Here is a 19,041-nt window from a genome sequence, read left to right as displayed (position 1 = left end):
TAAGGCGATGGCGGCGCGAAAGCAGTGTGCTTGCCGGGCCAGAGATATCCGCCGCCCTGAGGTGGTCGGGTCTTTATCGAGTTTGATAGACTTAACCGCAAGTTGGACAGAGAGCGACGCCGATGGCGAAAGCAAAGTTTGAGCGGACGAAGCCGCACGTGAACATTGGCACGATCGGCCACGTCGATCATGGCAAGACGACGCTGACGGCTGCGATCACGAAGCAGTTCGGCGATTTCAAGGCGTATGACGAGATCGACGGCGCGCCGGAAGAGCGTGCGCGCGGCATCACGATCTCGACGGCGCACGTTGAGTACGAGACGGAGAACCGTCACTACGCTCACGTGGACTGCCCGGGTCACGCCGACTACGTGAAGAACATGATCACCGGTGCGGCGCAGATGGATGGCGCGATCCTGGTTTGCTCGGCGGCCGATGGCCCGATGCCGCAGACCCGCGAGCACATCCTGCTGGCGCGCCAGGTTGGCGTTCCGGCGCTGGTGGTGTTCCTGAACAAGGTCGACCAGGTCGACGACGAGGAGCTCCTGGAGCTGGTCGAGATGGAAGTGCGCGAGCTGCTTTCGTCCTACGAGTTCCCGGGCGACGACATTCCGATCATCGCCGGTTCGGCGCTTGCGGCTCTGGAAGGCCGTGACGATGCGATCGGTTCGGAGAAGATCGCCGAGCTGATGGCTGCGGTCGACGAGTACATCCCGACCCCGGAGCGTCCGGTTGACCAGCCGTTCCTGATGCCGATCGAGGACGTGTTCTCGATCTCCGGTCGTGGCACGGTCGTGACCGGCCGCGTGGAGCGCGGTGTCGTCAAGGTTGGCGAGGAAGTCGAGATCGTCGGCATCCGCGACACCAAGAAGACGACGGTGACCGGCGTTGAGATGTTCCGCAAGCTGCTCGACCAGGGCGAGGCTGGCGACAACATCGGCGCGCTGATCCGCGGCATCGGCCGTGAGGACGTTGAGCGTGGTCAGGTGCTTTGCAAGCCGGGTTCGGTGACGCCGCACACCAAGTTCAACGCCGAGGCGTACATCCTGACGAAGGAAGAGGGTGGCCGTCACACGCCGTTCTTCACCAACTACCGTCCGCAGTTCTACTTCCGCACGACCGACGTGACGGGTGTGGTTGAGCTGCCGGAAGGCACGGAGATGGTGATGCCGGGCGACAACGTGTCGGTTGTGGTGACGCTGATCGTGCCGATCGCGATGGAAGACGGTCTGCGTTTCGCCATCCGCGAAGGTGGCCGCACCGTTGGCGCCGGCGTCGTCGCCTCGATCATCGAGTAACAAAGCGAGACCCGCGGAGCCGGATACCCGGCACCGCGGCCCGCATCGAAATTTGAACGCGCGATCGGGCGACCGGTCGCGCGTTTTTTGTGTCAGGCGTTGCGTCATGCGTCGCGGGTGGTCTGTTCTCGGTCGGCGATGCGGATCGCGGCGCATCTTGTGCGGCGCCGGGGCGGGCAGTGTCCTGGCGAGGGGGGCGCGCGAATCGGCGCTGCCGCCGGGCATATGCGCCGCCGAATCAATGGGATAGGCAGCCGGCGAATCATCCGAGAGGTCGGGAATCGGGGCCGGAGGCGTCTGCTCAGGCGAGGCGGAGTGGGGTGGTGCGGGCTGGCGGATCGGAATCCGCCGCAAGGTGTCGATGATTTTCGCGTTTTACCGCGCTTCCGCATGTCGTGACCGGCTGCGGTGTGTTCTGCGTCCTTCTAAAGCAAGGGCGCACACAGACAAATTCGGCAGGAAACCGGCAAAAAATCTCAGGCCTGTGAATTTCTTTTCATTCGGGCGACTTCGCGCTTGATGCGGGAGGGGTTTTTCTCTAAGACGTCCCCATCCAGAGAAGGTCTAGGGGTGTAGCTCAGTTGGTAGAGCATCGGTCTCCAAAACCGAGGGCCGGGGGTTCGAGTCCCTCCGCCCCTGCCACCTTTGCTCTTGATCGACGGGCCATTCGGCCTTAATTAGGACTTCCGACCAAGGCGCGTGGATACGTCCGCGCGCCCGCGCGTCGTGAAAAGACCGGCAATTGAATGGCGAAGACAAATCCTTTCACGTTCATCCAGCAGGTGCGGTCCGAAACGTCGAAGGTGACGTGGCCGACGCGCCGGGAAACCGCTGTGACCACCGTCATGGTGTTCATCATGGTGTTTCTCGCCGCCATCTTCTTTCTGCTTGCTGACTGGCTGATGGGCCAGGGAGTCGGCTTGCTCCTCGGTCTCGGCAATTGAGCCGGACCGGATCACAAACGGATTGAGAGGCTATGGCAAAGCGCTGGTACATCGTCCACGCCTATTCGAACTTCGAGAAGAAGGTCGCGGAAGCTATCCGCGAGAAGGCGGCGCAGCAGGGGCTTGAAGACCTGTTTGAGGAAATCCTCGTTCCGACCGAGAAGGTCGTCGAGGTGCGTCGCGGCCGCAAGGTCGACGCGGAGCGGAAGTTTTTCCCGGGCTATGTCCTGGTGAAGATGGAGATGACCAACGAAGGGTTTCATCTCATCAAGAATACCCCGAAGGTGACGGGTTTCCTCGGAGCGGATCAGAAACCGATCCCGATTTCCGAGGCCGAGGCGCACCGCATCCTGCATCAGGTGCAGGAAGGCGTCGAGCGCCCGAAGCCGTCCGTCAGCTTCGAGATCGGCGAGCAGGTTCGTGTGTCCGATGGGCCGTTCGCGTCCTTCTCCGGTCACGTCGAGGAAGTCGACGACGAGCGGGCCCGCCTCAAGGTGGCGGTTTCGATCTTCGGTCGGGCGACGCCGGTCGAGTTGGAATACGGTCAGGTCGAAAAGCTCTGACTTGCCGGAACCTGGTTGGCGTGTCCCTGAGGGGCGGGCGGGCCGGGTTTGAAGCGATTTCCGGCGAGTGATCGTCGGATGTCACCTCGCAAGAGGTGAAACCAGGAGCTTCGGCTCCGCTCCCGGGTGGGAGGTGAGGCGCGTATCCTTCGCCGGACGCGCCAGGCCGAACCACCTGATCTGAAAAGCCGGTTCGCCGGCAACGCCAGTTTGGAGAGATTCATGGCGAAGAAGATTGAAGGCTACATCAAGTTGCAGGTGCCGGCCGCCTCGGCGACGCCGTCGCCCCCGATCGGTCCCGCGCTCGGTCAGCGCGGCCTGAACATCATGGAGTTCTGCAAGGCGTTCAACGCGCAGACCCAGGATGTGGAAAAGGGCGCTCCGTGCCCGACCATCATTACCTACTACTCCGACCGCTCGTTCACCTTCGAGGTGAAGACGGCGCCGGTGGCTTTCTTCCTGAAGAAGGCGTCGGGCGTGAAGTCGGGCCACAAGACGCCGGGCAAGGGCGGCTTTGTCGGTAAGGTCACCCGTGACCAGGTTCGCGAGATCGCGGAAGCGAAGATGAAGGACCTGAACGCAAACGACATCGATTCGGCCATGCTGATGGTTGAAGGGTCCGCCCGGTCGATGGGTATCGAGGTCACGGAGTAAGACGATGGCGAAGGTAGGAAAGCGCATCCGGGCCGCTCGCGAGGGCCTTGACCGGAACAAGCTGTACGCACTGGATGAGGCGCTGGCTCTCGTCAAGGAGCGGGCAACCACGAAGTTCGACGAGTCCGTCGAGATCGCCCTGAACCTGGGTGTCGACCCGCGTCACGCCGACCAGATGGTCCGCGGTGTCTGCTTGCTGCCGAACGGCACCGGCAAGACGGTGCGCGTGGCGGTGTTCGCCCGTGGCGACAAGGCCGATGAAGCCAAGGCCGCCGGCGCCGATATCGTCGGTGCGGAAGAGCTGGTGGCGGAAGTCCAGGCGGGGAAGATCGATTTCGATCGCTGCATCGCCACGCCGGACATGATGCCGCTGGTTGGCCGTCTGGGTAAGGTTCTGGGTCCGCGCGGCCTGATGCCGAACCCGAAGATCGGCACGGTGACCCCGGACGTGACGACGGCTGTCAACGACGCCAAGGGCGGCGCCGTGCAGTTCCGCGTCGAGAAGGCGGGTATCGTCCACGCCGGCGTCGGCAAGGCTTCGTTCGACACGGACAAGCTGAGCGAAAACATCAAGGCGATTGTCGATGCGGTCATCAAGGCCAAGCCGACGGGCGCCAAGGGCACCTATCTGAAGCGGGTTGCGATCAGCTCGACGATGGGGCCCGGCCTGAAGATCGATCCGTCGACCGTCAGCGCCTGATTTGCTGCGGCGCCGGTTTCAGCGCCGCCCAAGAATTCCGTCCGGCCGAGCCGGGCGGATCGCCTGCCGGAAACGGCAGGTGTCCTGTCCGAGACTGCAGGTGCAGGCCGGTGGCTGGTCCATCGGTCGGTTTAAGCCTCAAGGGGCCTGCATAGACGGGTGCGAACCGATCATTGCGGCTTGCCGCACGGTTCGAACCGTTTGTCCTTGCCGCGCCGTATGGCTCGCGAGGGGGCAGGATCCTCGGTGTTGTCCGCCGGAGTTCCTGATCGTCAGGGGCGCCGACGGGCGGCAAAGACAAACCGGCGGCATTTGCCGCCAGATGGAGTAGGCAAGTGGAAAGAGCGGAAAAGCGCGAGTTCGTTGCGTCGTTCAACCAGGTGCTCGGTAGCACCGGTGTTGTCGTCGTTGCGCACTACGCTGGCCTTTCGGTGTCGGACATGACGGCCCTGCGGGCCAAGGTTCGTGAAGCCGGCGGGTCGGTGAAAGTCGCCAAGAACCGTCTTGTGAAACTTGCCCTTCAAGGCACCGAGCTCGAACACATCGCTGATCTTTTCAGCGGCCCGACCGTGATCGCCTATTCGGAGGATCCGGTTGCCGCTGCCAAGGCAACGATGGCGTTCGCCAAGACCAACGACAAGCTCGTGGTTCTGGGCGGCGCATTGGGCTCGACCAACCTGGACGCAGACGGGGTGAAGGCGCTTGCCGACATGCCGTCGCTGGACGAGCTGCGGGCAAAGCTGGTGGGCATGATCTCCACCCCCGCAACCCGTATCGCCCAGGTTGTCAACGCACCGGCCGGGCAGCTCGCCCGGGTGTTCGGCGCGTATGCCAAGAAGGACGAGGCCGCATAAGGCGGAATATCAACACACTGTCGAAACCGATTCCGGTTCGAACCAGAAGGTACTTGTAAAATGGCTGATCTCGAAAAGATCGTTGAAGAACTGTCCTCCCTCACCGTCATGGAAGCTGCTGAGCTGTCCAAGATGCTCGAGGAGAAGTGGGGCGTGTCCGCCGCAGCTCCCGTCGCCGTGGCCGCTGTCGCCGGTGGCGATGCCGGTGGCGCCGCTGCCGAAGAGAAGACCGAGTTCGACGTCGTGCTGGTGGACGCCGGTGCGAAGAAGATCAACGTCATCAAGGAAGTCCGCGGCATCACGGGTCTTGGCCTGAAGGAAGCCAAGGACCTCGTCGAGGGTGCTCCGAAGACCGTCAAGGAAGCTGTGGCCAAGGACGAAGCCGAAGAGCTGAAGAAGAAGCTCGAAGAGGCCGGCGCCAAGGTCGAGCTGAAGTAAGCGGAGCTTTGCTCCCTGCGGCTCCGGTTTTTGCCGGAGCCGCTTTCCCTGACCCCGGCGGGAGTTCCTGTCCGGGGTGTCCGTCCCTACAAGGGACGGTTCTCCGAAGGGCCGCGTCGACGGTTGTCGTCAGGCAGTTGAGCCGGTTCCGGCTTTTCGGAGAGCCGTGTTTGATCGAAACGAGGAGCGACAATGGCGCACACGTTCAACGGTCGCAAGCGGGTCCGTAAGGTCTACGGATCGATCCGCGAAGTCGCCGCGATGCCCAATCTCATCGAGGTGCAGAAGGCGTCCTATGACCAGTTCCTGCAAGTCGACCGGCCCGAGGCCGGGCGTCTTGCCGAGGGGCTTGAAGCGGTGTTCAAATCGGTGTTCCCGATTTCGGACTTCGCCGGGACCGCGCTGCTGGAGTTCGTCAGCTACGAATTCGAGGCACCGAAATACGATGTCGAGGAATGCCGCCAGCGCGGCATGACCTTCGCCGCGCCGCTGAAGGTGACGCTGCGCCTGATCGTATTCGATGTCGACGAGGACACCGGCGCCAAGTCCGTCAAGGACATCAAGGAGCAGGACGTCTACATGGGCGACATGCCCTTCATGACGGACAACGGCACCTTTGTGGTCAACGGCACCGAGCGCGTCATCGTTTCGCAGATGCACCGGTCGCCGGGCGTGTTCTTCGATCACGACAAGGGCAAGACCCATTCGAGCGGCAAGCTGCTGTTCGCCGCGCGCATCATTCCGTATCGCGGTTCCTGGCTCGATATCGAGTTCGACGCCAAGGACATCGTCCATGCGCGTATCGACCGCCGGCGCAAGATCCCGGCAACCTCGCTGCTGAAGGCGCTCGGTCTCGACGGCGAAGAGATCCTCAACACCTTCTACAATCGGATCGAGTACACCCGCGCACAAGGTGGCGGATGGCGTGTTCCGTTCGACGGCGATCGTCTGAAGGGCAGCAAGGCCTCCTTCGACCTGATCGACGCCGACAGCGGCGACGTGGTGGTCGAGGCCGGCCGCAAGATCACCGCCCGCACCGTGCGTCAGCTCGGCGAGAAGGGCGTCACCGCGCTGAAGGTCACCGACGAGGACCTGCATGGTCAGTATCTGGCCGAGGACATGGTCGATCCGGCGTCGGGCGAGATCTATGCGGAAGCCGGTGACGAGATCACCGAGAAGATGCTGATCGAGCTGGTCGATCGCGGCTATGACGAGATTGCGGTTCTCGACATCGACCACGTCACCACCGGTGCCTACATTCGCAACACGCTGGCCGTCGACAAGAACGAAAGCCGCGAGGATGCGCTGTTCGACATCTACCGGGTGATGCGCCCGGGCGAGCCGCCCACGCTGGACACGGCCGAGGCGATGTTCCAGTCGCTGTTCTTCGATTCCGAACGCTACGATCTGTCCGCGGTTGGCCGCGTGAAGATGAACATGCGCCTCGACCTTGAGTGCGAGGACACGGTGCGGACCCTGCGCCGGGAAGACATCCTGGCGGTGATCCGTCTGCTGCTCGACCTGCGCGACGGGCGCGGCGAGATCGACGACATCGACAACCTCGGCAACCGCCGGGTGCGTTCGGTCGGCGAGCTGATGGAAAACCAGTACCGGGTCGGCCTGCTGCGCATGGAGCGGGCGATCAAGGAGCGGATGTCCTCGGTCGAGATCGACACGGTGATGCCGCAGGACCTGATCAACGCCAAGCCGGCGGCCGCGGCCGTGCGCGAGTTCTTCGGATCCTCGCAGCTGTCGCAGTTCATGGATCAGACCAACCCGCTGTCGGAAGTCACCCACAAGCGGCGTCTGTCGGCGCTTGGCCCGGGCGGTCTGACCCGCGAGCGCGCCGGCTTCGAGGTGCGCGACGTGCACCCGACCCACTACGGCCGTATCTGCCCGATCGAGACGCCGGAAGGCCCGAACATCGGTCTGATCAACTCGCTGGCCACCTTCGCCCGCATCAACAAGTACGGCTTCATCGAAAGCCCGTATCGCCGGGTGAAGGACGGGGTGGTTACCGCCGACACCGTCTATCTTTCGGCGATGGAAGAGGCGAAGTACCACATCGCCCAGGCCAACGCCGAGATCGGCGAGGATGGCCGTTTCGTCAACGACCTGATCACCTGTCGCCATGCGGGCGAGAACATGCTGCTGCCGCCCGAGCGGGTGGAGTTCATGGACGTGTCGCCGAAGCAGCTGGTGTCGGTTGCCGCCGCACTGATCCCGTTCCTTGAGAACGATGACGCCAACCGCGCCCTGATGGGCTCGAACATGATGCGTCAGGCGGTGCCGCTGGTGCGTGCCGAGGCGCCGTTCGTCGGCACCGGCATGGAATCGGTGGTGGCGCGGGACTCGGGCGCGGCCATCGGCGCGCGCCGGACCGGTGTGGTCGACCAGGTGGACGCCACCCGTGTGGTCATTCGCGCGACCGAGGATCTCGATCCGTCGAAGTCCGGCGTCGACATCTATCAGCTGATGAAGTTCCAGCGGTCGAACCAGAACACCTGCATCAACCAGCGTCCGCTGGTGCGGGTCGGCGACATCGTCCAGAAGGGCGACATCATCGCCGACGGCCCGTCGACGGATCTGGGCGATCTGGCCCTGGGTCGGAACGTGCGCGTCGCGTTCATGCCGTGGAACGGCTACAACTTCGAGGATTCGATCCTGCTTTCCGAGCGGATCGTGCGCGACGACGTGTTCACGTCCATTCACATCGAGGAATTCGAGGTGATGGCCCGTGACACCAAGCTCGGCCCGGAAGAAATTACCCGGGACATTCCGAACGTGTCGGAAGAGGCGCTGAAGAACCTCGACGAGGCCGGTATCGTCTACATCGGTGCGGAGCTGCACCCGGGCGATATCCTGATCGGCAAGATCACGCCGAAGGGCGAAAGCCCGATGACGCCGGAGGAAAAGCTTCTGCGCGCCATCTTCGGCGAAAAGGCTTCGGACGTGCGCGACACCTCCCTGCGGCTGCCGCCGGGGGTTGCCGGCACGGTTGTCGAAGTGCGCGTCTTCAACCGCCACGGGGTGGAGAAGGACGAGCGCGCGATGGCGATCGAGCGCGAGGAAATCGAGCGCCTGGCCAAGGACCGCGACGACGAGCAGGCGATCCTGGACCGCAACGTCTACGGTCGTCTGGCCGAGATGCTGCTGGGCAAGGTGGCCATTGCCGGACCGAAGCAGTTCAAGAAGAACGCCGAGGTCACCGGCGATGTGCTGAACGAGTTCCCGCGGTCCCAGTGGTGGCAGATTGCCGTCGAGGACGAGAAGTTGATGAGCGAAGTGGAAGCGCTTCGCGGTCAGTATGACGAGAGCCGTCGCCGGCTTGAGCAGCGCTTCATCGACAAGGTGGAGAAGCTGCAGCGCGGCGACGAGCTGCCGCCGGGCGTGATGAAGATGGTCAAGGTCTTCGTCGCGGTGAAGCGCAAGATCCAGCCGGGCGACAAGATGGCCGGCCGGCACGGCAACAAGGGCGTGGTGTCGAAGATCAATCCGATCGAGGACATGCCGTTCCTTGAAGACGGCGAGCATGTGGACATCGTCCTCAACCCGCTCGGCGTGCCGAGCCGCATGAACGTCGGCCAGATCCTGGAGACCCATCTGGGCTGGGCCTGCGCGGGCATGGGCAAGCGCATTGGCGCGCTCTACGAGGAGTACAAGCGGTCGGGCAAGCTCGATGCGCTGAAGCAGGAGATCGTCGAGGTCTTCAGCGACACCACGAAGAGCGAGCCGGTCGCCGACTATGACGACGAGTCGATGCTGCGGCTGGCGGATCAGTTGAAGACGGGCGTGCCGATCGCGACGCCGGTGTTCGACGGTGCGCGCGAACCGGACATCGTCACGATGCTGGAGCAGGCCAGGTACAACGGATCGGGTCAGTCGACCCTGTTCGACGGCCGGACCGGCGAGGCGTTCGATCGTCAGGTGACCGTGGGCTACATCTACATGCTCAAGCTTCACCACCTGGTCGACGACAAGATCCACGCCCGGTCGATCGGACCGTACTCGCTGGTGACGCAGCAGCCGCTTGGCGGCAAGGCCCAGTTCGGTGGCCAGCGTTTCGGCGAGATGGAGGTCTGGGCGCTGGAAGCTTACGGCGCGGCCTACACGCTGCAGGAGATGCTGACGGTCAAGTCGGACGACGTGGCCGGCCGGACGAAGGTCTACGAGGCCATCGTGCGCGGCGACGACACCTTCGAGGCAGGCATTCCGGAGAGCTTCAACGTTCTTGTGAAGGAAATGCGTTCGCTCGGGCTCAATGTTGAGCTGAAGGACGAGAAGACGGACCTGCCCGACGACCAGGGCGTGCCGGCTGTCGATGCGGCGGAATGATCCGCGCTCTATGACGGTTGGCGACACCAGATGCTGCATTGCCGGAGAGGGGAGTGGGACACGATCCACACTCCCCGTCCGCGCATTCGAGGAGAGAGCCCATGAATCATGAGGTCATGAACCTGTTTAATCAGCAGGCTCCTGCGCAGACCTTTGATCACATCAAGATTTCGATCGCGAGCCCTGAGAAAATCTTGTCGTGGTCGTTTGGCGAGATCAAGAAGCCGGAAACGATCAACTATCGTACGTTCAAGCCTGAGCGCGATGGTTTGTTCTGCGCGCGCGTGTTCGGACCGATCAAGGACTATGAATGTCTTTGCGGTAAGTACAAGCGCATGAAGTACAAGGGCGTCATCTGCGAAAAATGCAGTGTCGAGGTCACCTTGTCGCGCGTGCGCCGCGAGCGCATGGGCCATATCGAGCTTGCTGCCCCGGTGGCGCATATCTGGTTCCTGAAGTCGCTGCCCTCGCGCATCGGCCTTCTGCTGGACATGACGCTGAAGGATCTGGAGCGGGTGCTCTACTTTGAGTACTACGTGGTGATCGAGCCGGGCCTTACGCCGCTGAAGCCGAACCAGCTTCTGTCGGAAGAGGACTTCATCCGCGCCCAGGATGAGTATGGCGAGGATGCCTTCACCGGCATGATCGGCGCCGAAGCCATCCGCGAATTGCTGATGGCGCTCGACCTGGAAAAGGAACGGGACCAGATCCGCAAGGAAATCGCCGAGGCGACGACCGAGCTGAAGCCGAAGAAGCTGGCCAAGCGCCTGAAGATCGTCGAGGCGTTCATCGAATCCGGCAACCGTCCGGAATGGATGATCATGACGGTGATCCCGGTGATTCCGCCGGACCTGCGCCCGCTGGTGCCGCTGGATGGCGGCCGCTTCGCCACCTCCGATCTGAACGATCTCTACCGCCGCGTCATCAACCGGAACAACCGCCTGCGGCGGCTGATGGAACTGCGCGCGCCGGACATCATCATCCGTAACGAAAAGCGGATGTTGCAGGAATCGGTCGATGCGCTGTTCGACAACGGCCGTCGCGGCCGGGTCATCACCGGTGCCAACAAGCGTCCGCTGAAGTCCCTCAGCGACATGCTGAAGGGCAAGCAGGGCCGCTTCCGTCAGAACCTTCTGGGCAAGCGCGTCGACTATTCGGGCCGTTCGGTGATCACCGTGGGTCCGGAGCTGAAGCTGCATCAGTGCGGCCTGCCGAAGAAGATGGCGCTGGAGCTGTTCAAGCCGTTCATCTATTCGCGGCTCGACGCCAAGGGCTTCTCCTCGACCGTCAAGCAGGCGAAGAAGCTGGTGGAGAAGGAGCGTCCGGAGGTCTGGGATATCCTCGATGAGGTGATCCGCGAGCATCCGGTGCTGCTCAACCGCGCGCCGACGCTGCACCGTCTCGGCATTCAGGCGTTCGAACCGACCCTGATCGAGGGCAAGGCGATCCAGCTGCATCCGCTCGTCTGCGCGGCGTTCAACGCCGACTTCGACGGTGACCAGATGGCCGTGCACGTGCCGCTGTCGCTGGAAGCGCAGCTCGAAGCGCGCACGCTGATGATGTCGACCAACAACATCCTGCACCCGGCCAACGGCTCGCCGATCATCGTGCCGTCGCAGGATATCGTTCTCGGCCTCTACTACCTGTCGCTGATCGCCGATGGCGAGCCGGGCGAGGGGATGGTGTTCGGCAACATCGGCGAGCTGCATCACGCGCTCGAAACCAAGACGGTGACGCTGCACAGCAAGATCAAGGGGCGGGTGCATTCGGTCGATGCCGAGGGCAACCCGGTCAGCCAGATCGTCGAGACGACGCCGGGCCGGATGTTGATCGGCGAACTGCTGCCGATGCACCACGAAGTGCCGTTCGACGTGTGCAACAAGCTGATGACCAAGAAGGACATCAGCCGCATGATCGATGCGGTCTACCGTGCCTGCGGGCAGAAGGAGACCGTGATCTTCTGCGACCGGATCATGGGTCTGGGCTTCGGCCATGCCTGCCGCGCCGGCATTTCGTTCGGCAAGGACGACATGGTGATTCCGGACACCAAGGCGGGCTTGGTCGACGAGACCGCCGCCCTGGTGAAGGAATATGAGCAGCAGTACAATGACGGCCTGATCACCCAGGGCGAGAAGTACAACAAGGTCGTCGACGCCTGGGCCAAGTGCACCGACCGCGTCGCCGACGAGATGATGAAGCGGATTCAGTCCGTGCAGCGGGACGAGGAAACCGGCCGGCAGAAGCAGATCAACTCGATCTACATGATGTCGCACTCCGGTGCCCGTGGTAGCCCCGCGCAGATGAAGCAGCTCGCCGGCATGCGTGGCCTGATGGCCAAGCCGTCGGGCGAGATCATCGAGACGCCGATCATCTCGAACTTCAAGGAAGGCCTGTCCGTGCTGGAGTACTTCAACTCCACCCACGGTGCGCGTAAGGGGCTGGCCGATACCGCGCTGAAGACGGCGAACTCGGGGTATCTGACCCGGCGTCTCGTCGACGTGGCGCAGGATTCGATCATCCTTGAGGAGGATTGCGGCTCGGAGAACGGCATCACCGTTCAGGCGATCGTCGATGCCGGTCAGGTCATTGCCTCGCTCGGACATCGGGTGCTGGGCCGGACCGCGGCCGAGGACATCGTCAATCATCAGACGGGCGAGGTGATCGTTCCGCGCGGCACGCTGATCGAGGAGAAAGAGGTCGAGCTCATCGAGGCGGCCAACGTCCAGATGATCAAGATCCGCTCGGTGCTGACCTGCGAGACCAAGCGCGGCGTCTGCGCGACCTGCTATGGTCGCGACCTGGCACGCGGCACGCCGGTCAATATCGGCGAGGCGGTGGGTGTCATCGCGGCGCAATCGATCGGCGAGCCGGGCACCCAGCTCACCATGCGTACCTTCCATATCGGTGGTACGGCGCAGGTGGTGGACCAGTCGTTCATCGAATCCAACTTCGATGGCAAGGTGCAGATCCGCAACCGCAACGCCGTGCGCGACTCGGAGGGCAACCTCATCGCCATGGCCCGCAACATGGCCGTCGTGATCATTGATGCCGACGACAACGAGCGGGCGGTGCATCGGATCGCCTACGGTTCGAAGCTGCATGTGGACGATGGCGACCAGATCAAGCGCGGCCAGCGGATCGCCGAGTGGGATCCCTACACCCGGCCGATCCTCACGGAGGTCGATGGTATCGTCGATGCCGAGGATCTGGTGGAGGGCGTGTCGGTTCAGGAGACCACCGACGAGGCGACCGGTATCACCAAGCGCGTGGTCATCGACTGGCGCACCTCTCAGCGCGGCAACGATCTGAAGCCGGCGATGGTGGTCAAGGACGCCTCAGGCGGAATTGCCAAGCTGCCGCGTGGCGGTGAGGCCCGGTCCCTGCTGTCGGTGGATGCGATCCTGTCGGTGCAGATCGGGGCCGAGGTCAAGGCCGGTGACGTTCTGGCGCGTATTCCGCTGGAAAGCGCCAAGACCAAGGACATCACCGGTGGTCTGCCGCGGGTGGCCGAGCTGTTCGAGGCCCGTCGTCCGAAGGACCACGCGATCATCGCCGAAATCGACGGCACGATCCGGTTCGGACGCGACTACAAGAACAAGCGTCGGATCATCATCGAGCCGCATGACGAGAGCCTGGAGCCGGTCGAGTACCTCATCCCGAAGGGCAAGCACTTCCATCTGCAGGAAGGCGATGCCATCGAGAAGGGTGAGTACATCCTCGACGGCAACCCGGCACCGCACGACATCCTGGCCATTCGCGGCGTGGAGGCTCTGGCGGCTTATCTCGTCAACGAGATCCAGGAGGTCTACCGGCTGCAGGGCGTGGTAATCAACGACAAGCACATCGAGGTGATCGTTCGCCAGATGCTGCAGAAGGTCGAGATCACCGACGCAGGCGAGACCGAGTTGCTCAACGGCGAGCAGGTCGACGGTCTGGAGCTGGACGAGATCAACGAGCGGGCGATCGACAATGCGCGCAAGCCGGCTTCCGGCGTGCCCGTGCTGCTCGGCATCACCAAGGCCAGCCTGCAGACCCGGTCCTTCATCTCCGCTGCCTCCTTCCAGGAGACCACGCGGGTGCTGACGGAAGCCGCGGTCAACGGCAAGCAGGACACGCTCGAGGGTCTGAAGGAAAACGTGATCGTCGGTCGGCTGATCCCGGCCGGTACCGGCGGCATGATGACCCGGATCCGCCAGGTGGCGCAGCACCGCGACGACCTGATCCTGGAGGCGCGCAGGGCCGCGTCGACCGCGGCTCAGGCGGACCCGATGCTGGAGGATCTGTCCGGGGTTGCCGAGTAACCCCGGTCATTACGAGTGTCGATACGGACGGGGCCGCCATTGTGCGGCCCCTTCTTTTTGAGAAGGCGGCTTGGCCCCGCAGGATGCGGCCGGTCAGCAAGGAGCGAGAAATCATGTCGAACGAGAGCATCTTCGATGAGGGCGACGCCCCGGTGGTCTACATCATTCTTGGTCAGGCCCGGGAAGAGGCGGACGGGGAGCCGGCGCCTGATGTGGCGGTCAACATCCTGTTGTGCGCGCCGGACGAGGACAGCGCGGTGCGCGCCGCGCTGGAGGCGTTGGCCGGGCAGGGGTTCGTGGAGGCGGACCTCGACCGGATCGGTGTTCTGACCGAGATGCCGGAGGATCCGACCTTCGAAAGCGCCTACAGCGACGCGCTCGACGGTGAGGTCGCGGTGATCACCTATCGGGACTAGCTCCTCTCCGGCGAATCCCGCCGCGCCGGAGAATCGAAGGGGCTCGGAATCATTGATACTTTCTGAAGATTCCCGTTCTGATGCGTTTGCTTGACGCCGGACAGGCGTAAGGTAGGAAACCGGTCGGAGGCCTGTCGGTTGATCCGGCAAGAAATCACCCGCCAGTCTTTCCGAAAATTACCAAAATCGGCGCGCTGGCCATGGATTTCTCCTGGTCGGTGTGCCCGAGGGCCGGGAGGCAGAAAATTCCACGCCGCACTTGACGGAAGGCGGGGGTATCTGTAGGTTCCGCGCATCCCGAAGGCAGGCGGTAAGTACCAGTCAGATCCGACGCGACAGGCATTGGATCCATCCGGACTTAAACGCTGCCGGGATTGCGAGGCGAAGAAACGTCGAATGGACGACCGCTGAAAAGTGGTCCTCTCGGTCTGCAGCGCCTTTCCCGCTTGATGTGCGGGAAGCGGCGCGATTTCGCATGTGGATGCGAGGTCGCTGTGTTCCAGGGGGTGGTGAAGGCTCCACTCTTGGCCGCTGCGCTTCGTCTGGCCCGGTTCTTCCGGGCAACCAAAGGTTTGCATCCGCCGAAAGGCTGGATGCGTGAAGGTTCAGGGTGGTCCTTTCGGGCTGCCGGGTTAGCGCAAAAAGGCCAGCCCCAGGTTGGTACTTTGGGAATTCAAGGTCTGAGGATCTGCCATGTCACGCCGTCACAGGGCTGAAAAGCGCGAAATCATCCCCGATCCGAAGTTCGGAGATGTTGTCGTAACGAAATTCATGAACTCCATCATGTATGATGGACGGAAGTCGGCCGCCGAAGGCATTGTCTACGGCGCGTTCGATATTATCGAGGACAAGGCCCGGCAGAATCCGGTCGAGGTCTTCCACAATGCGCTCGACAATGTCATGCCGCAGGTGGAGGTTCGCTCGCGCCGTGTTGGTGGTGCCACCTACCAGGTTCCCGTCGAGGTCCGTGCGGACCGCCGTCAGGCGCTGGCCATTCGCTGGCTGATCGCCGCCGCGCGCGGTCGGAACGAGACGACGATGGTTGATCGCCTGTCCGGCGAGCTGCTGGACGCGGCCAACAACCGTGGTTCCGCTGTCAAGAAGCGCGAAGACACGCACCGGATGGCGGAAGCCAACCGTGCCTTCTCGCACTATCGCTGGTAATCGGACCGCAAGAGGCTGGCACGATGTCACGCACGCACAAAATCGAAGACTACCGCAATTTCGGTATCATGGCCCACATCGATGCGGGCAAGACCACGACGACCGAGCGGATTCTGTTCTACACCGGTAAGAACCACAAGATTGGGGAAACCCATGACGGTGCGTCGACCATGGACTGGATGGAGCAGGAGCAGGAGCGTGGTATCACCATCACCTCCGCTGCGACGACTGCGTTCTGGCGCGAGAAGCGTCTGAACATCATTGACACTCCGGGTCACGTCGACTTCACCATTGAGGTGGAGCGCTCCCTGCGCGTGCTGGACGGTGCCGTTGCGCTTCTCGATGCCAACGCCGGTGTCGAGCCGCAGACCGAGACCGTGTGGCGTCAGGCGGACAAGTACAACGTCCCGCGCATGATCTTCGTCAACAAGATGGACAAGCTCGGCGCCGACTTCTTCCGTTGCGTCGACATGATCAAGAAGCGTCTCGGCGCTACGCCGCTGGTGCTGCAGGTGCCGGTCGGTGTCGAGAGCGACTTTGCCGGTCTGGTCGATCTTCTGAAGATGAAGGCGCTGATCTGGCGCGACGAGGCGCTCGGTGCCCAGTGGGACGAGGTCGAGATTCCGGAAGACCTGGCCGACAAGGCTCAGGAATACCGCGATCTCTTGATCGAGACCGCCGTTGAGGCCGATGAGGCCGCGATGGAGGCTTACCTGGAAGGCAACGAGCCGACCGAGGAAGAGCTCAAGGTGCTGATCCGCAAGGGGACCATTGCTGGCGATTTCGTCCCGGTGATGTGCGGTACCGCGTTCAAGAACAAGGGCGTGCAGCCGCTGCTCGACGCGGTTGTCGATTACCTGCCGAGCCCGGTCGATGTGCCGGACATCAAGGGCATCGACGCCAAGTCCGAGGAAGAGGTTACCCGTCGTTCCGACGACGATGAGCCGCTTGCTCTGCTCGCGTTCAAGATCGCCAACGATCCGTTCGTCGGCTCGCTCACTTTCTGCCGCATCTACTCCGGTGTGCTGAACAAGGGCGTGTCGCTGCTGAACACGGTCAAGGGCAAGCGCGAGCGTATCGGCCGCATGATGCAGATGCACTCCAACTCGCGTGAGGACATCGAAGTCGCCTATGCCGGTGACATCGTGGCCGTCGCCGGGCTGAAGGACACCACCACGGGCGACACGCTGTGCGACGCCAACAAGCCGGTGATCCTGGAGCGTATGGAGTTCCCGGACCCGGTGATCGAGATCGCCGTGGAGCCGAAGACCAAGAGCGACCAGGAGAAGATGGGCCTGGCTCTCAACCGTCTGGCCGCCGAGGATCCCTCCTTCCGCGTCAAGACCGACGAGGAAAGCGGTCAGACGATCATCGCCGGCATGGGCGAGCTGCATCTCGACATTCTGGTCGACCGCATGAAGCGGGAGTTCAAGGTCGAGGCCAACATCGGCGCGCCGCAGGTGGCTTACCGCGAGACGATCACCCGTCAGGCTGAAGTGGATTACACCCACAAGAAGCAGACCGGTGGCTCGGGCCAGTTCGCCCGGATCAAGATCGTCATCGAGCCGAGCGAGCCGGGCGAGGGCTTCTCCTTCGAGAGCACCATCGTCGGTGGCGCGGTGCCGAAGGAGTACATCCCGGGCGTCCAGAAGGGCATCGAGAGCGTCATGACCTCCGGTCCGCTGGCAGGCTTCCCGATGGTCGACATCAAGGCAACGCTCATCGACGGTGCCTACCATGACGTCGACTCCAGCGTGTTGGCCTTCGAGATCGCCGGCCGTGCCGGCTTCCGCGAGGCGATCGCCAAGGGGGCGCCGAAGCTTCTCGAGCCGGTCATGAAGGTCGAGGTGGTGACGCCGGAAGACTACATGGGTGACGTGATCGGCGATCTGAACTCCCGTCGTGGGCAGATCACCGGCACCGAGAACCGGGGCGTGGTGACCGTCGTCAATGCGATGGTGCCGCTGGCCAACATGTTTGGCTACGTCAACAACCTGCGCTCCATGTCGCAGGGCCGGGCACAGTACTCGATGGTGTTCGATCATTACGAACAGGTTCCGCAGGCCGTCGCGCAGGAAGTTCAGGCGAAATTCGCCTGAGTGCTGTCAACGCCACATCAATTGAAGAACGAAGGTACGGAGAAATCCGATGGCGAAAGCAAAGTTTGAGCGGACGAAGCCGCACGTGAACATTGGCACGATCGGCCACGTCGATCATGGCAAGACGACGCTGACGGCTGCGATCACGAAGCAGTTCGGCGATTTCAAGGCGTATGACGAGATCGACGGCGCGCCGGAAGAGCGTGCGCGCGGCATCACGATCTCGACGGCGCACGTTGAGTACGAGACGGAGAACCGTCATTACGCTCACGTGGACTGCCCGGGTCACGCCGACTACGTGAAGAACATGATCACCGGTGCGGCGCAGATGGATGGCGCGATCCTGGTTTGCTCGGCGGCCGATGGCCCGATGCCGCAGACCCGCGAGCACATCCTGCTGGCGCGCCAGGTTGGCGTTCCGGCGCTGGTGGTGTTCCTGAACAAGGTCGACCAGGTCGACGACGAGGAGCTCCTTGAGCTGGTCGAGATGGAAGTGCGCGAGCTGCTTTCGTCCTACGAGTTCCCGGGCGACGACATTCCGATCATCGCCGGTTCGGCGCTTGCCGCTCTGGAAGGCCGTGACGATGCGATCGGGTCGGAGAAGATCTCCGAGCTGATGGCTGCGGTCGACGACTACATCCCGACCCCGGAGCGTCCGGTTGACCAGCCGTTCCTGATGCCGATCGAGGACGTGTTCTCGATCTCCGGTCGTGGCACGGTCGTGACCGGCCGCGTGGAGCGCGGTGTGGTCAAGGTTGGCGAGGAAGTCGAGATCGTCGGCATCCGTGACACCAAGAAGACGACGGTGACCGGCGTTGAGATGTTCCGCAAGCTGCTCGACCAGGGCGAGGCTGGCGACAACATCGGCGCGCTGATCCGCGGCATCGGCCGTGAGGACGTTGAGCGTGGTCAGGTGCTTTGCAAGCCGGGTTCGGTGACGCCGCACACCAAGTTCAACGCCGAGGCGTACATCCTGACGAAGGAAGAGGGTGGCCGTCACACGCCGTTCTTCACCAACTACCGTCCGCAGTTCTACTTCCGCACGACCGACGTGACGGGTGTGGTCGAGCTGCCGGAAGGCACCGAGATGGTGATGCCGGGCGACAACGTGTCGGTTGTGGTGACGCTGATCGTGCCGATCGCGATGGAAGACGGTCTGCGTTTCGCCATCCGCGAAGGTGGCCGCACCGTTGGCGCCGGCGTCGTCGCCTCGATCATCGAGTAACAAAGCGAGACCCGCGGAGCCGGATACCCGGCACCGCGGCCCGCATGGGG

Annotated in this window: 13 protein-coding genes and 1 tRNA gene; all 14 read left to right on the top strand. The window is 63.0% G+C overall.

What is annotated here, in order from left to right; all coding sequences use genetic code 11:
* Nucleotides 1–122 precede the first annotated feature (122 nt).
* Nucleotides 123–1,298: an elongation factor Tu gene (gene tuf, locus IEV83_RS04520; RefSeq protein WP_181758787.1), complete on the top strand. Its 1,176-nt coding sequence runs from the start codon at nucleotides 123–125 to the stop codon at nucleotides 1,296–1,298.
* A 566-nt stretch (nucleotides 1,299–1,864) separates the two neighbouring features.
* A tRNA-Trp gene (locus IEV83_RS04515) sits at nucleotides 1,865–1,940 on the top strand.
* A 104-nt stretch (nucleotides 1,941–2,044) separates the two neighbouring features.
* Complete coding sequence (secE, locus tag IEV83_RS04510) at nucleotides 2,045–2,242, top strand: preprotein translocase subunit SecE (protein ID WP_181758788.1); 198 nt, start codon at nucleotides 2,045–2,047, stop codon at nucleotides 2,240–2,242.
* 32 nt (nucleotides 2,243–2,274) lie between these two features.
* Nucleotides 2,275–2,805: a transcription termination/antitermination protein NusG gene (gene nusG, locus IEV83_RS04505; protein WP_181758789.1), complete on the top strand. Its 531-nt coding sequence runs from the start codon at nucleotides 2,275–2,277 to the stop codon at nucleotides 2,803–2,805.
* 222 nt (nucleotides 2,806–3,027) lie between these two features.
* The gene (rplK, locus tag IEV83_RS04500; protein ID WP_181758790.1) at nucleotides 3,028–3,459 is read left to right on the top strand and encodes a 50S ribosomal protein L11; all 432 of its coding nucleotides are present in this window, start codon (nucleotides 3,028–3,030) and stop codon (nucleotides 3,457–3,459) included.
* 4 nt (nucleotides 3,460–3,463) lie between these two features.
* Nucleotides 3,464–4,159 (top strand): 50S ribosomal protein L1, encoded by a 696-nt coding sequence (rplA, locus tag IEV83_RS04495; RefSeq protein WP_181758791.1) that lies wholly within the window; start codon nucleotides 3,464–3,466, stop codon nucleotides 4,157–4,159.
* Nucleotides 4,160–4,494: 335 nt separating this feature from the next.
* Complete coding sequence (gene rplJ / locus IEV83_RS04490; RefSeq protein ID WP_181758792.1) at nucleotides 4,495–5,013, top strand: 50S ribosomal protein L10; 519 nt, start codon at nucleotides 4,495–4,497, stop codon at nucleotides 5,011–5,013.
* A 60-nt stretch (nucleotides 5,014–5,073) separates the two neighbouring features.
* Nucleotides 5,074–5,451 carry a 50S ribosomal protein L7/L12 gene (gene rplL, locus IEV83_RS04485; RefSeq protein ID WP_181758793.1) on the top strand — a complete coding sequence of 126 codons (378 nt, stop codon included), beginning with the start codon at nucleotides 5,074–5,076 and terminating at the stop codon, nucleotides 5,449–5,451.
* Between the two features lie 192 nt (nucleotides 5,452–5,643).
* The gene (rpoB, locus tag IEV83_RS04480; protein WP_181758794.1) at nucleotides 5,644–9,786 is read left to right on the top strand and encodes a DNA-directed RNA polymerase subunit beta; all 4,143 of its coding nucleotides are present in this window, start codon (nucleotides 5,644–5,646) and stop codon (nucleotides 9,784–9,786) included.
* A gap of 101 nt (nucleotides 9,787–9,887) precedes the next feature.
* On the top strand, nucleotides 9,888–14,087 hold the full coding sequence (gene rpoC, locus IEV83_RS04475; protein WP_181758795.1) for a DNA-directed RNA polymerase subunit beta': 4,200 nt from the start codon (nucleotides 9,888–9,890) through the stop codon (nucleotides 14,085–14,087).
* 113 nt (nucleotides 14,088–14,200) lie between these two features.
* A complete protein-coding gene (locus IEV83_RS04470) occupies nucleotides 14,201–14,503 on the top strand; it encodes a regulator (RefSeq protein WP_181758796.1) in 303 nt (100 codons plus the stop codon).
* A gap of 693 nt (nucleotides 14,504–15,196) precedes the next feature.
* Nucleotides 15,197–15,667 (top strand): 30S ribosomal protein S7, encoded by a 471-nt coding sequence (rpsG, locus tag IEV83_RS04465; RefSeq protein ID WP_181758797.1) that lies wholly within the window; start codon nucleotides 15,197–15,199, stop codon nucleotides 15,665–15,667.
* A gap of 23 nt (nucleotides 15,668–15,690) precedes the next feature.
* Nucleotides 15,691–17,766: an elongation factor G gene (gene fusA, locus IEV83_RS04460; protein ID WP_181758798.1), complete on the top strand. Its 2,076-nt coding sequence runs from the start codon at nucleotides 15,691–15,693 to the stop codon at nucleotides 17,764–17,766.
* A 49-nt stretch (nucleotides 17,767–17,815) separates the two neighbouring features.
* Nucleotides 17,816–18,991, top strand: a complete 1,176-nt coding sequence (tuf, locus tag IEV83_RS04455) for an elongation factor Tu (protein WP_181758799.1) — start codon at nucleotides 17,816–17,818, stop codon at nucleotides 18,989–18,991.
* The last annotated feature ends 50 nt before the right edge of the window (nucleotides 18,992–19,041 follow it).

It is taken from the genome of Stappia taiwanensis (genome assembly GCF_014635285.1).
Taxonomy (GTDB): domain Bacteria; phylum Pseudomonadota; class Alphaproteobacteria; order Rhizobiales; family Stappiaceae; genus Stappia; species Stappia taiwanensis.
This window is presented reverse-complemented; position numbering and strand designations above follow the sequence as displayed.